Source organism: Serratia sp. 3ACOL1, from assembly GCF_003668775.1.
Lineage (GTDB): Bacteria > Pseudomonadota > Gammaproteobacteria > Enterobacterales > Enterobacteriaceae > Chania > Chania fonticola.
In genome coordinates this window covers 5541359-5555338 of the sequence record NZ_CP033055.1, presented here as the reverse complement: position 1 = coordinate 5555338, position 13980 = coordinate 5541359, and the positions used below count along the sequence as shown (strand labels likewise).

Sequence of the window (13980 nt, the reverse complement as noted above, 5' to 3'; positions counted from 1 at the left end):
GCTCCATGAGTCGCAAAAAAACCTGCGGCAGAGCCGCCGCAGGTTGTTCAGCACTACGCAACAGACTTACTGATAAGACAGTACGAAGTTGGTTGGAACCTGGAAGCTACCTGGTTTGATCACAGCATCTTCGCCACCACCTTTCAGAGCAGCAGTGAAGCTCAGGGAGTTGTTGGTACCATTAACCAAAGTTCGAGCTGCGGTAGGGGTGTTCAGAGCCACTTTGGCACCGTCAGCCTGAGACATCAGAATATAAGCACCTTCAGCAGTACCGATCAGACCCAGACTGGTAGCATCATATGAAGAAGCCGTGCCGGTGAAGGTCACAGAGACTTTATCTTTGGTGCCTGCAGTAGCAATGACGCAATCTTTCAGCTCAATGCTGAAAGCTTCTGGCGTTGAGACACCCGTATTATTGTTAGCTGCCAGAGCAACGTTAGACACGGCACCCAATGGGATAACCTGATCAAGTGAACCTGCTGCGATAGAGCAAGGTGCATCAGTGATAGAACCGGTAAAGGTGATCTTGCCTTCGCCTTGGTTAGCTGCGTAAGCCGTGCTAGCCACCAGGGAAGCGCCAATGATCATTGCAATTGCTTTAACTTTCATGAAATCCGTTCCTATGATTTATATATTAACTAAAATATTAGGCGGACTGTGAAATACACTGCCACGCCTTTTATCACTACCCAACAATAATTCCGTTGCTTAGGATTGGCGCTATAATACCGTCAGAGGAAAATACTTATATAGGACATTCCTCTTTGTTTCTTCTTGCTGTCTTATAAAAAAAACCACCTCAACGAATAACTCAGCAAGCCTATGTATACACTAGGAAATATCTAACTTTAGTATTTTAAATAAGCATTTATTGCTAGAAAAAAAAGCAATGAAATGTTCATTTCAGCATGAAAGACATTAACGATCTATTTTTTACATCTATGCAACTTCCCGTTGCGAGTTGAGCGTCCCCCCCCCCACACACATCCCGTCATGCCTCAAGCTGGGGACAATATCGGCTATAATATAAGATTGTGAGATTGCGACGCTGTACTGTAATCTGACAGCAGAGTAGGCTGGTTTAATCAGGTGTAGTCAGGTCTTACCTACAGGGGGGGACATGGTCTTTACAATTTTTAACATGATTGCGTTCAGAAGCGAAGATGGTGCGATGTGGAACATTGCGCAGCCCGAAAGAAGGCTCTCCTTTACTACCATTCCGACTCGGTTGTTCACCTACCTGTTGGAAAACGCCGATAAAATGGTAAGCCGGGAAGAATTACTCAATAATATCTGGAATAAATATGGTCTGGAACCTTCGAATAACTCGGTCAATCAGTATATTTCGCTGATCCGTAAGTCATTGAGTGAGTTAGGCTGTGAAGAAGAGATCATTAAAACCATACCTCGAGTCGGGTTTTATATCTCTGGGGAATCGGTGTCTTACCAACAGGAAACACCGCAGAGCGTTGAAACCACGAACACCGAAGTTCAGCCTACAATAAAGCAATCAAGGCTACGCAGAGGGTATAAAACCGCGTTGCTCGCCATCAGCTTGATCATCTCAACCTTTTTGGTTCTGCAACCTTTCCGTTCCGCTACTGGCCACCTGGATTACAGTTTCCCAAAGTCTACGTTGTATCAAATTGGCAATATAGCGACCTGCCCCCTCTATGCGCTTAGCGCTAGCTCGCCTGACGTCGCTGCACGCAAGGAAAAACTGGCCGAAGAGTTGGCTGCCGTGCATGCTCCATGCGTTAACAATGAGGTGTTCATTTTTCACTCAGGCGAACACTATGCCTACCAACAATCTGGCAGAGCATTCATAACCCGTTGCACCAATAGTGACCATACCCTGTCTCATTTCTCTGACTGTAAGGCCGTCTATGCTTTCGCTAAATAATCGCTCAGGCAAGTTCTTCGGGTTGGTTGCTCTCGCCTTGGTCGCGGCAGCCCTGTTATTCAACCTCCTGATGCATAAATTTTTCGTTATCGAGAAAGGTCCAAAAGTGAGCTGTGCCGCCTTTTTCCTGGTACAGAGCGACTTGCAAACCCAAGGCGTCATGAGTTTGCATATTGATGGCGTCAACCATGGGAGAATGCATATCTCCGCTACGGTCAGGGATAGCGCTGGCGCAGTAAAGTATAATCTTCTGCGTAATGTCAATTTTGAATATCGTTATGAAGGTAATGGTCACCTCGCCTTGCAGCTGGTGGATGTCAATAAAAATGCCAGCGATAATATGCCGAATGAGTTGTTTAACCAGTCCATTTTTGATTTTTCGGTGAAAGCCAGGCAGCTGAGGATCACCGAAGTGGGAGATGGCTATTTATTGTGGAATGACTTTTCGCCGGTGATGATGTGCATCCAAAGCCAATAATAAGCCAATTCATGACAGAACAGTAAAGCGCTCTCTCTTCCCACTCGGCGAGTGCGATGGCTGAAGGATAGTATCCAACGCCATCGCACAGGTGTTTAGCGGTTTATTGCACATGAGTATTACCGAACTTAAGCATATACAGCTCATTGAAGTTTCTTGCCCCATGTCGTTTTACCGCCTTGGCTTTATAGCCACTGACCGTTTTTATCGACAGGTGCAGCATCTTGGCTATCTGTGATTGAGAATACCCCTCCACTAATAGCTTTAATACTCGGTGCTCTTTCTGCGACGACTTCAGGACCTCCCCCCAAATATCGCCAAAGATATTGTCCGCTACCGTCTTAGGTTGCGCTGAGCCCATAGCTCTGACCAGGTTTTTCAGATCGGCATAGGCGATTTTTTTATCGACTATAAAGTCGGATAAATGCTTGACCATCGCAGAACACTCTTTACCTTTGGAAAGCAGCGTAATGACATAAATCGTTTTATTCTCCTTTTTCAGGCCATAAATATTTTTTATGGTGCTGTATATATCGCTTGAGTCCCCATCAACAAAAGCAACGTAACCTTCATCATGACGCAAGCTTGAGTTTGATTCCGCGTTTAAGGACTCGATAATTGAATTGAAGGCGACCTTATTTAAAGGGCATGGGTAACTCGTGTCAAATAAAAACATGGGTGACTTCCTGCAAAAGTAATACTTGAATTTGGTGAAGCACCAGGCCTAAGGCTATCCAAGATAACCCTATTCATTGTTAACTGACGTCAGAGACCAAACCCCTTAAGGGTTTTGCCGATGCCTACCTGGTGCTGAACTTATCGTTACTGCTCAGGATTGACGTTGCGCCTGCCAGGCCTAAACCCGGCAAACGGCGCCCCACATCAATCTGAGCCTTAAGTTACAGGAAAAGTTACCGCGCAGTTATTTATAACTGAAATTACGTTATTTATAGGTTTAAATTCTAATTTTTAAGTTTATTAATGATTCTTACAGGACTTAAATCCTCATGGCTGGGATGGAATTCAGCAACATGTCACCCTATTGCTTAACCTAAACGCCAAGGATACTGTCTATTAGGTGATATCAAGCATTATTGCTTAGCTTTAACATGTAGAGCTCGTTGAAGTTTCTTGCCCCATGTCTTTTTATCGCCTTAACCTTATAGCCGCTGATGGTTTTTATCGATAAGTTTAACATTTTGGCTATTTGGTATTGGCTGTGGCCATCCAGCAACAGCTTCAGCACCAGATATTCTTTCTGAGAAGACTTCAAAATGTCCCCCCAGATATCGCCAAAAACATTATCCGCTAACGCCTTGGGTTTTGCCGTAACCATGGTGCTGATCAGCCGTTGCAGATCGTCATAGGTGATTTTTTTATCCACCACGTAATCAGATAAATGCCTGATCACCGAGGAGCACTCTTTATCTTTTGACAGCAACGTGACCATATAAACAACTTCGCTGTTCTTGCGTAACTCGTAAACCGACTTGACGACGCTATAGATATTAGCCGAATCCCCATCAACAAAAGCGATTGAACCCTCGCCATAATGCAAAGCAGGGGCTGGCTCACACCTTAAGGAATCGATGAGTGATTTAAAGGTTATTTTGCTTAACGAGCAGGAATAGTCTGAGTCTATTAGAATCATTGGAATACTTACCTCCTGGTAAAAATAATCCATCCATATTGGAACGCGCAGCATTCAGGAGCACCAAGGACTGGCGACCCAATATCGTCTTTAATATATATCCAGGTTCTAATACCATAGGTAGAGCAAACCAAAATTAATTCCTGGCTCTTTTATTTATGTAAACAACTCTCTCATCACCTGGATAAAGTCATGACATTCTTTTACACCCAGCCTTATCAGTATATTCTTATAAAATTATTATCGTCAATCAATTTTATTGTTTAAAATAGCCATTAAACATCATGACAAACATTCCCCATATTTTATAATCGCTTATGGATGGATTTATTCAAGCATGCAACTAATTATAAGACAAAAAGAAAAAACAAAGAGAAAACTCCCATTTAAATCCGTTATGAACGGCAATACAATAAAGCAAGACATTCAATACAACCCAGCAAATTAATTTTCAATCAGAATGTCTAACCCAATCAATGCGTATTTTTACGCTTTGATTTTTTGGCAATTGAAGCGCTGAAGTATCTGGCCATAGGGATGGGCGGGCATGACACAGCAGGGCATCAAGGACAAGACTGTCACGCAATGCCATGCGCAAACTGTGCATCAAGACTAACCAGGAGTTGTACCGGTGGATGGAACTGCGTGACTCCTCTCATCTGGTAGGCCTGTCTTTGATCTGATTCCGCAAGAGTCTCGAGCTGCTCATCCAGACTTAGGATCGCCGAGAGTTGCCCCCCCCAGGTGAACGCAAAACCACTTTTTTTATTCTATGAACGTAATAGCGACATAATTATTTTTTAGACTATCAATCCGCAATATAATTAAATAGGTCTACACCCCACTTAATTTAGATAATTTCCATAATTTTTTATTATCTATAGCTTACAAATGCCTTTCCCTCACCTACCCCATAAAAAAACACCCCAAAAAAAGACATAAAAACCAAGTAAATATTAATATTAGAATAAAAACCCATGCAAACATAAAGTAGCAAAATTAAAAACTAATATTTTCACATAAAAAATCCATAAATTACATAATAAACCATATAAATCAATGCATTAAATTTAAACCATGCACCACCCTTACATTTTGACAACCATGACGTATTTTGAAATTATTAAAAGCGAAATACAGAGGGAGACACCCTCGGAAGTAAATACCTCCTACCTAGCGTAGTAAATGAATAAAAAACCCGTTAATCGATATACATCCAGTTATTTCTGAGCAGAGATAACTGTAAGTCTAGCAAGCATCAACTCGTTTTTAATAAGCCATCTCAATCTAAAGGAATAGCACTCATGCGTAAATCTATCTTCACTCTGGCTCCGGCTGCATTGGTTTTATTGGCCGTAGCGGGTAACGCCCAGGCGGCAACTAACACCCAATTAACCGTAACGGCCAACGTAGTTGCTGCCACCTGTGACATTTCACTGTCTACCAACAGCCTGGATCTGGGTAACTTTTCACCAAAGCAATTTACCGGAGTTTTGACCCCTATCACTGCCAGCCAGAAACAGTTCACCGTGGGCCTGAACAACTGTGAAGCCCCCGTTGCGGCTGCCGATACGGCCAACCTGGTAGTCACCGGCCAAACGCTGGCTGCCAACTCAAATGTCTTCAACTCCACCGGCACCAATACCGGCATCATGCTGAGCGAAGTTAGCAAGCCAAACGTCTATATCAAGGCCGGCGACAAACTCCTGGTCGCTACCGCAGGCGCAACGCCAGCAGCTGGCGATTTTAATGCCAAAACGCTGAGCCTGCAGGTGGGCCTGGCCTCCACCAGCGCGGACAAAACCAACATTGGCGCCGTCAAGGCACCGATCCTGTTCGCTTTCTCCTATAACTGATTTACCTCTGGGCAGGTGGCTTCGGCTGCCTGCCATTTTTTTCATACCAAGGGGCAATAAATGACGCGCTTAACGCTATTTTTTCCCGTCGTAATGGCGTTGCTGTGCAGTTCACCCGCCGTATTGGCAGATGGATTTGGCATTAATGCCACCCGACTTATCTACCCACAAGGGGCAGGCAGCATTGCCGTCACGCTACGCAATACCCAGCCCGCTTTGCCTTATCTGGTACAGGCCGCGGTAAGCCTGAACCCAAATAATCGTGATGCAGCCCCATTTACGGTAACACCACCGGTTTTTCGGCTGGAAGCCAAGAGCGAGAGTCAGGTCCGTATTACCGGTAATGACGCATCATTGCCCAAAGATCGCGAGTCGGTATTCTATTTCCAGGCCATGGCGATCCCAGCCGCAACCGAGCCGACCGCCAGCCAACAGAGCGCCAACGTGAGTGCTACCGCCCAATTTGGCGTCGGCAACATCATCAAGCTGTTTTATCGCCCTAAAGAGCTAGCATCAGATTCGGGTTCAGCACAGAAAAACCTGCGCTTCACCTACGTCAATAACGGGCTACAGGTCAGTAACCCCTCCCCCTATTTTGTCAGCCTGGCCAGCCTGACCTTTGCCGGGCAACGGCTTAAGTTAGACACACCAGCTGCGCTGATGATTGCGCCATTCGGTTCCCATATCTATCCCACCACGGCTAAAAGTGGGGCTATTGACTGGCAAACCATTAACGATCAGGGAGGCGTTGATGCGTTTAAACAGGCTCTGCCTTAAGAAGGTATCCCTCTTCTTACTCGCTATGGTTGCCGGATTAACCAGCAGCACGGCCCCCGCCGTGACGCTGAACTTTTCCGCAACAATCATGCCAGGCACCTGTTCCCTAAGCCTGGATAAAAGCGTACTGCCGCTGGACGAGATGTCGCAGGCACGCTTGCGTAGCGGTGCCCTGATCAACTCACAGCCGTTTACCCTCAAGGTTGGCAACTGTGACGGTGTCGCCACTGCTGGCCTACAGCCGATGATTACGGTCAGCGGTGAGGGCATGACCCAGAATGGTAAATGGCTGTTTCGCAGCAGCGACTCCAGTGCCGGTGGGAGCGGAGTTATGTTGGTACAAAGTGCCAACATGCCCAATTACAACAGTACCGAGGTCAAACCTACCGACACTTATCCCTTGTCGGCCATAGGGCAGATACCGGTCGGTAAAGACCTGCCCTTTTTTGCTGGCGTCAGCTGCGGTGGCAGTACCGGCTGCGCGACGGTGAAACCGGGTAAGGTCATCGCCCGTATCACCTTCACATTTATCTACCGCTGAGGTTGCCATGCCATCTGCCTGCTATTCATCTATCGCACTGCTGCTGTTGCTCTTTACCGGGCCAATGGCAATAGCCGACGGCGGTATCAGTTTAAACCAGACCCGGGTGGTGTTTTCCGCTGCGGACAGGGCACAAACTGTCACGGTGAATAATAGCGGCACACAAAATTTTCTGATCCAAAGCCGTATCCAACGCGCGCTTGACGACCAAGCCCCAACGCCGTTTATCGTCACACCGCCGCTGTTTCAGCTCGGCCCTGAGCGCAAGCAATTACTGCGCATCCTCAAGCAGGATCAGGCATTGCCCACGGATCGGGAATCGCTGTTTTACCTTTCGGTATTAGCGATCCCCGCACAGAAACAGGCGGCACTGGCAGAGGCGCACTTATCGATGGGGTTTCGCTTTGCCATCAAACTGTATTACCGCCCTGAGGGCCTCAAAATCGCCCCGAAGGACGCCAGTTGCCAGCTGCGATTGACGCCTACGGCAGCAGGGGTGCGCATTGACAATCCAACCCCCTATTTTCTCACGTTTGCTTCACTGAAGTTCGATGGCCAGCTTATCGATCTCGATACCCAGTCGGCGATGATTGCCCCGATGAGCGCACAGACGTATCCCGGCAACCCGTCGGCCAGGCAAGCCGTTTGGCAAACCATTACCGACTTCGGCGGCTTATCTGCGCCATGCCAGCAGGCCCTGCCATCACCAAAGGACCCACCCGCATGAAACACCTTGGCCAAGCGATATTGCTGCTGTGCAGCCTGTCTTTTTTGACCGCTCCCCAGGCGGCAGAGCCCGACTCCACAGGGATCTCATTTTATGTTCTGCGGGTGATTTACCCCGAAAGCGCCAAGCAAGGCGTCAGTTTGGTGGTAGACAACAAAAGCGCAGACGCCTATCTGATGCAGTCCCGGGTGCGCCCGGTCGATAACCAGACCGGCGATGTCGATTTGAGCGAGGGCGAGCAAGCGAAAATGCCGTTTATTGTCACGCCACCGCTGGCGCGCTTAGAGGCCAAGAGTGAACTGACACTGCGTATCCGGCGCAATGGAGAACCCTTGCCGACAGATCGCGAGTCGGTATTTTTTATCTCCATGAAAGCGATCCCCGCGCAGGCGCAAAACGTTCAACCACAGCCGGTAGGCCAGATGGCGGTGACGGTAGTCAGCAATATGAAATTGTTCTACCGCCCTAAGGGATTGGCTAAACGCGCCGTGGCCGACGTGGCCTGCCAACTGCGTTTCCACCGCTCGGGCAACGAGTTGATTGCCGATAATCCGACTCCCTATTGGCTCACCTTTTCGCGGCTGAAATCGGACCGCGTCGCGCTGGATAAACCCGCGTTACGTTTGATGGTGCCGCCGAAAGGACAACAACGCTATCCCGCCCCTACCGGGACCAGCAGCCATGTCGAGTGGCAACTTATTGATGAGGATGGTTGGAATACTCCCGTTTGTCAGCAGGACTTGCCCCCATTGGATGTTTAAGGACGCGCTAAAATCATGGATAGAACATCAATAAAAAACAGGCCTGGCACACCAGGTCTTTCACCTTCTTTGGCCGGAGCCCTGCTGCTGGCCGGTGCCTTACCCGCCTGGGGCCGAGACTATTTCGATCCGGGCCTGTTGGCGCTGGGGGGCACCCCGTTGGCCACCACCGATCTGACCGTGTTTGAATCCTCCGGCCAGACCCCTGAAGGGCGCTATCTGGTGACGCTGTGGGTGAACCAGTCGGAACAGGGGCAACACAGTCTGGTGTTCAAAAAAGATGCGCAGGGCCAGGTGCTACCGCAACTGACCCCGGCATTCCTCCACGGGCTTGGCGTGAATACTGAGGCACTGCCCAGCTTTAGCGGCTTGTCGCCTGAGGCTCCCATCGCCAACTTGGAGAAGCTCATTCCTGAATCGCAGTTACGCTTCGATTTGGCCCAATTACGTCTGGACATCAGTATTCCCCAGGTCGCCATGCAGCAACATGCCCGGGACTACGTCGATCCCGAACAATGGGACGAGGGTGTCCCTGCATTGTTGATGAATTATAGCCTCAACGGCAGCCGTAACTGGCAAAGCGCACAGCACGGCATGGGCAAAAGCGAGCAGAGCAATATGTTCGCCAACCTGCTGGGCGGGGTGAACTACCAGGGGTGGCGCCTGCGCAGCACCATGACCTATACCTATAGTGAAAGCCGTGGGGGAAGTTCCTCAAGCCGTTATCAGCGCAGCCAATTCTCCGATACCTATTTACAACACGATATCCGTGCGTGGCACGCCGAGATCCTGGCGGGTGAAAGCAGCAGCGGAAATGATGTGTTCGACAGCATTCCCTTCCGGGGCATCAAACTGAATTCCAGCGAAGATATGCTGCCTAATAGCCTGCGCGGCTTTGCTCCTGTGATTGCCGGCATTGCCCAAAGCAACGCACGGGTGACGGTCAGCCAGAACGGCAACATTGTGTATCAAACTTATGTGGCTCCGGGCCCGTTTCGTATCAACGATCTCTACCAGAGCAGCCAAGGTGGCGATCTGACGGTGACCATCACCGAAGCAGACGGCTCGGTACGCAGCCAAACCCTGGCTTTCTCGTCATTGCCGGTGATGCAACGCCCTGGCGCACTCAAGTATGAGCTCACCAGCGGGCGCTATAACGGGGGTATCACCAAGAGCTCCCGGGAAGCGACCTTCGGGCTTGGCACATTCATGTATGGCCTACCGTATAACGTCACCCTCTACGGCGGTGCGCTGGTTGCCACAGATTATCACTCTCTGGTAGCAGGTTCTGGCCTGTCGTTGGGTGACTTTGGCGCCATATCGGCAGACGTCACCAGTTCGGATGCCCGGTTAGCGGGGCAAAACGAACGCCAACAAGGGGCTTCATATCGGTTGCGCTATGCCAAAAGCCTGCTCAGCACCGGGACCTCGGTAGATCTCGCGGCCTACCGCTACTCCACCCGCAACTATTACACCTTCTCCGACTTTAACAACCTGGGTTTTGAACTCAACGCTGGGCAAACTCCCTGGGCGTTGACACGCCAACGCTCCAATTTCCAGCTGCGTATCAGCCAACAGTTGGATTCTTGGGGAGCCATTTACCTATCGGCCTCACGCAACGATTACTGGGGGAATAGCCAGGTGAACAACACCGTTTCCGTTGGTTACAACGGCAGTTATCACGGTGTGAGCTACGGCATGGCCTACAGTATTGACCGCATCAAGGGTGACGGCAGTTGGCCGGAAAACCGCCAGCTGTCGATGACGGTGCAGATCCCCGTCAGTCTGTTTAGCAGTGCGGTTACCAATAACCAAAGCTATGCCAGCTACCAGGTAACCCATAACAATCAAGGCCAGGTACAACAACAGGCGGGCATCAGTGGCAACGCGATGGACGATCGCCTCTCCTACAACCTGATGCAGGGCTGGTCGAACGATAATGGTAGTGATAACAGCAACTTGAATATGGGCTATCGGGGTAGTAAAGGCCAGGCCAATCTGGGCTACAGCTACAGCAACCAGTTCCGCTCACTCAACCTCAGCGGCAACGGCAGCCTGCTGCTGCACCCGGAAGGCGTGACGCTAGGGTCCATGCTCGGCAATTCGGTGGCGGTGGTCAGCGCGCCAGGTGCTGGCGGCGTTGAGGTGCTCAACGGCAACATCCGCACCGACAGCCGCGGTTACGCGCTGGTGCCGTATCTGGCGAACTACCAGAACAACAGCATCAGCCTGAACCCCACTACCCTGCCGGAGGATGTAGATATGGCGCAATCAAGCCTTAACGTCTCCCCAACCAAAGGGGCCGTCGTCATGGCGAGATTTGACACCCGTGTGGGTTACCAGGCACTGGTGACGCTGCAGCAGGGGGAAACCAGCGTGCCATTTGGCACCGTAGTGACGGTGGCGGACACGCCGGCAGGCAAAAGCAATACCGGCATCGTGGGTGATGCGGGCCAGGTGTATCTGAGCGGGTTACCGGAACAGGGCACACTCACGGCGAAATGGGGGCATGGTAACCATCAGCAGTGCCGTGCCAGCTTCAATCTGAGCGGTATTGCCGCCCCTTCGGCCAGCAACCCGATCCGCCAACTGACGGCACGTTGTGAAACGGGCCGATAACCATGCGCAAACCAATCCACAAGGACAAGTGACAGTGAAAGATACCGCCAGTGTGCCAAGACATAGGCTAAACCGCCGCCACCAAGCCCCCTGCATACTGCTGTTAGCCTGCCTGGGCCAACCAGCCGCACTGGCGGAAACCATTACTATTGGCAAAGGTAAAGGCATTTTGTGGGAAGGCCTGCCGTTTAATGTCACCTTAAGTGGCAGTTTGGATGACTCAAGGCTTAGGTCCGAGTATGGGCTAGTGGCGGTCTCTTCAGAGAAGGGTGTCTGCCAAAAAACGCAAGCTCTGACGACCATTGCGGGTTATCCGGCAGTAAAGCTAACGTCAAACGTGGGGCTCCTCCCCAGAGCCACCGGTCATGCAAGCTATTACAGGTTTAATGCCGGAACGCCTTCGTCGCTATCCGGTACGCTGGGGCTACCAGAAACCAAAGGGGAGACCAGCGATGGAGCTAAAGTGACCGCGCCTCCTTCTTATAGCTGGTGCCTGCCGCCAGACTTGATATTCGAAAATTACTACTATGCCACTAACCGTATGCGTACAGCCACGATATCAGGCAACTGGGTACTGGTTGCCGATGGTCAGCAGCAGTCTGGTGAAATAGCCGTCCCGGCGATGTATGCCGGCAGTTTCTCAGAGGTCGCGTCTGGGGATAGATCGGCCTCAATCCTCCCATCCAATATCACGCTGCGCATATCCACGCTCGAGTGTACGGTCAATACCCCCACGGCAATCACCTTTGGCAAGGTGATGAAAAACCTGCAGGCCGGGGCCGAACTGGGCGTGAAATCCTATCCACTGACGACCCACTGCGGGCAGCCCTCTGACCAGATCGATGCCAATATCAACCTGCAGTTCCGGCCGTTAACCGGCCTGTATCAATCAGCCCCTACCCGTTTGGCCCTGCGCGAGGGCGGCGGCTATATCACCGGTGAGATTAATAACAGTGTGACCGGCAGTGGAAGCTGCAGCGCCACCAGCGGGCTGCCGTTCGATAATAGCCAGCTAAAAATCGGCAGTATCACCAAGGCGCAAACCAGCCTGAACATCACCCATCAGGTGACCTGGCGGCTGTGTTCGGGGGGCAAAGATCTGCCACTCGGTGACGTTAGTGCCGCCGCCGAAATGCTGGTGACGTTTAATTAGCATAGCTAGGACAATAAAGTGAAAAACAGCGCCAGTACGCCAAAGCCTACTCTATATTGCCACCGCTGCTGCGCACTCGGCCTGCTGGCGCTGTTATTGAGCCTGACCCCACCAGCCGTTCTGGCAAAAACCATTATCATTGGTAAAGGGACGGGGATTTTGTGGGAAGGTCTGCCGTTTACGGCAAGCTTAAGTGGCTCTATGGAGCATGCACGCCTTAATGTCAAACACGGGCTATTGGCTGTTTCTTCAAGTAAGGGCAGTTGCCAAGGGACTGGTTTTCTGAAGGTCATTGCGGGTTATCCAGCCCTAGAGATAGCACCGGGCGTGGGGCTCATACCCAGAGCCAGCGGTAAGGTAGGCTATTACACCTTTATGGGCAGCTTCGTTTTGCTATCCGGTACGCTGGGGCTGCCAGAAACCAAAGGGGTAAGCAGCAACGGAACTCAAGTAACCTCACCTGAGGCTTATAGCTGGTGCCTGCCGCCAGCAATGACTTCTCAGGAATATTTTTATTCCCCTTCCACGACTCGTGCTGCCGTAATATCGGGTACCTGGGTGCTGGTTGCCGATGGTCAACAGAAGGCTGCCGAAATAACCTTACCGGAGATGTATGCTGCCAGTTTCTCAGAGGTAGCGTCTGGGGATAGAAGAGCTTCAATCCTCCCGTCCGATATCAAGCTGCGCATATCCACGCTCGAGTGTGCGGTCAATACCCCCATTTCAATCGCCTTTGGCAACGTGATGAAGGACCCGCAGGCCGGGGCCGAGCTGGCCGTGCAATCCTATCCACTCATCACCAGTTGTGGACAATCCTCTGACCTGATCGATGCCAATATCAACCTTCAGTTCCGGCCGTTGACCGGCCTGTATCAATCAGCCGCAACCCGTTTGGCCCTGCGCGAGGGCGGCGGCTATATCACCGGTGAGATTGATAACGGCGTGACCGGCAGTGGAAGCTGCAGTGCCACCAGCGGGCTACCGTTCGATAATAGCCAGCTAAAAATCGGCCGTATCACCAAGGCGCAAACCAGCCTGAACATCACCCATCAAGTGACCTGGCGGCTGTGTTCGGGGGGCAAAGATCTGCCGCTCGGTAATGTTAGCGCCGCCGCTGAAATGCTGGTGACGTTTAATTGAGGATAGCTCCCTTCACTTCTGATTTGCTTGCGCTAGGGCAAGCTTAGTCACCATTAAATATCTAGTTTGCGTAGTGCTTCCAATTTTTAGCTGTGACAGCCTATTGCCGGCTAGGCTAGTATAACGACCGAATGAGGTCCTAATGCCTGCGGCACGCAAACGTCGGATCTTGCTGGGTTCAGCCTGGTTTTTGTCTGTTGATTTGGTCATTGTGCAGGCTTTGAACGACAAAGGTTTGCCAGCCTGTTTGCCTGTCATATATGCTCGATCTCTTGACCAACCGATTGATTTATTTGAGCAGCGCTTGCTGTTGCTCATCCTGAACGTTTTGGCGGTTTTTTAATGAGGCGACGTGATACCCAATGACGACAACG

The 13980-nt window shown here is 50.6% G+C and carries 14 protein-coding genes; 11 read left to right on the top strand and 3 right to left on the bottom strand.

The genetic code is table 11. The features are described from left to right. Window positions 1-66: 66 nt before the first annotated feature. Window positions 67-609, bottom strand: a complete 543-nt coding sequence (locus D9980_RS25225) for a fimbrial protein (RefSeq protein WP_121608762.1) — start codon at window positions 607-609, stop codon at window positions 67-69. A gap of 511 nt (window positions 610-1120) precedes the next feature. Between D9980_RS25225 and D9980_RS25220 the strand changes: the two genes are divergently transcribed. Both D9980_RS25220 and D9980_RS25215 read left to right on the top strand, forming a co-directional pair. Continuing rightward, complete coding sequence (locus tag D9980_RS25220; protein WP_121608761.1) at window positions 1121-1903, top strand: winged helix-turn-helix domain-containing protein; 783 nt, start codon at window positions 1121-1123, stop codon at window positions 1901-1903. Continuing rightward, a complete protein-coding gene (locus D9980_RS25215) occupies window positions 1887-2381 on the top strand; it encodes a hypothetical protein (protein ID WP_121608760.1) in 495 nt (164 codons plus the stop codon). Before D9980_RS25220 ends, D9980_RS25215 begins: the two co-directional genes overlap by 17 nt. A 103-nt stretch (window positions 2382-2484) precedes the next feature. Here D9980_RS25215 and D9980_RS25210 read toward each other — a convergent pair whose 3' ends face one another. Together D9980_RS25210 and D9980_RS25205 are read right to left on the bottom strand one after the other, a co-directional pair. Continuing rightward, the gene (locus tag D9980_RS25210) at window positions 2485-3057 is read right to left on the bottom strand and encodes a LuxR family transcriptional regulator (RefSeq protein ID WP_121608759.1); all 573 of its coding nucleotides are present in this window, start codon (window positions 3055-3057) and stop codon (window positions 2485-2487) included. Window positions 3058-3465: 408 nt separating this feature from the next. Beyond that, entirely contained in the window at window positions 3466-4032 is a 567-nt protein-coding gene (locus tag D9980_RS25205; RefSeq protein WP_162304330.1) for a LuxR C-terminal-related transcriptional regulator, read from the bottom strand. Between the two features lie 1304 nt (window positions 4033-5336). On the opposite strand from D9980_RS25205, the gene D9980_RS25200 reads away from it, so the two are divergent. The 9 genes from D9980_RS25200 (at window position 5337) to D9980_RS26795 (ending at window position 13949) form a co-directional block, all read left to right on the top strand. Continuing rightward, entirely contained in the window at window positions 5337-5888 is a 552-nt protein-coding gene (locus tag D9980_RS25200) for a fimbrial protein (RefSeq protein ID WP_121608757.1), read from the top strand. 60 nt (window positions 5889-5948) lie between these two features. Then, entirely contained in the window at window positions 5949-6665 is a 717-nt protein-coding gene (locus D9980_RS25195; RefSeq protein ID WP_121608756.1) for a molecular chaperone, read from the top strand. After that, complete coding sequence (locus tag D9980_RS25190; protein ID WP_121608755.1) at window positions 6640-7206, top strand: fimbrial protein; 567 nt, start codon at window positions 6640-6642, stop codon at window positions 7204-7206. The genes D9980_RS25195 and D9980_RS25190 overlap by 26 nt, the downstream gene beginning before the upstream one ends. A gap of 7 nt (window positions 7207-7213) precedes the next feature. Beyond that, window positions 7214-7933 carry a molecular chaperone gene (locus tag D9980_RS25185; RefSeq protein WP_121608754.1) on the top strand — a complete coding sequence of 240 codons (720 nt, stop codon included), beginning with the start codon at window positions 7214-7216 and terminating at the stop codon, window positions 7931-7933. After that, complete coding sequence (locus D9980_RS25180; protein ID WP_121608753.1) at window positions 7930-8694, top strand: molecular chaperone; 765 nt, start codon at window positions 7930-7932, stop codon at window positions 8692-8694. The genes D9980_RS25185 and D9980_RS25180 overlap by 4 nt, the downstream gene beginning before the upstream one ends. A gap of 15 nt (window positions 8695-8709) precedes the next feature. Continuing rightward, window positions 8710-11313 carry a fimbria/pilus outer membrane usher protein gene (locus tag D9980_RS25175; RefSeq protein ID WP_121608752.1) on the top strand — a complete coding sequence of 868 codons (2604 nt, stop codon included), beginning with the start codon at window positions 8710-8712 and terminating at the stop codon, window positions 11311-11313. 34 nt (window positions 11314-11347) lie between these two features. Continuing rightward, a complete protein-coding gene (locus D9980_RS25170) occupies window positions 11348-12466 on the top strand; it encodes a hypothetical protein (protein ID WP_238393668.1) in 1119 nt (372 codons plus the stop codon). Window positions 12467-12484: 18 nt separating this feature from the next. After that, window positions 12485-13606 carry a hypothetical protein gene (locus D9980_RS25165; protein ID WP_238393667.1) on the top strand — a complete coding sequence of 374 codons (1122 nt, stop codon included), beginning with the start codon at window positions 12485-12487 and terminating at the stop codon, window positions 13604-13606. Window positions 13607-13748: 142 nt separating this feature from the next. After that, entirely contained in the window at window positions 13749-13949 is a 201-nt protein-coding gene (locus D9980_RS26795) for a hypothetical protein (RefSeq protein ID WP_162304329.1), read from the top strand. The last annotated feature ends 31 nt before the right edge of the window (window positions 13950-13980 follow it).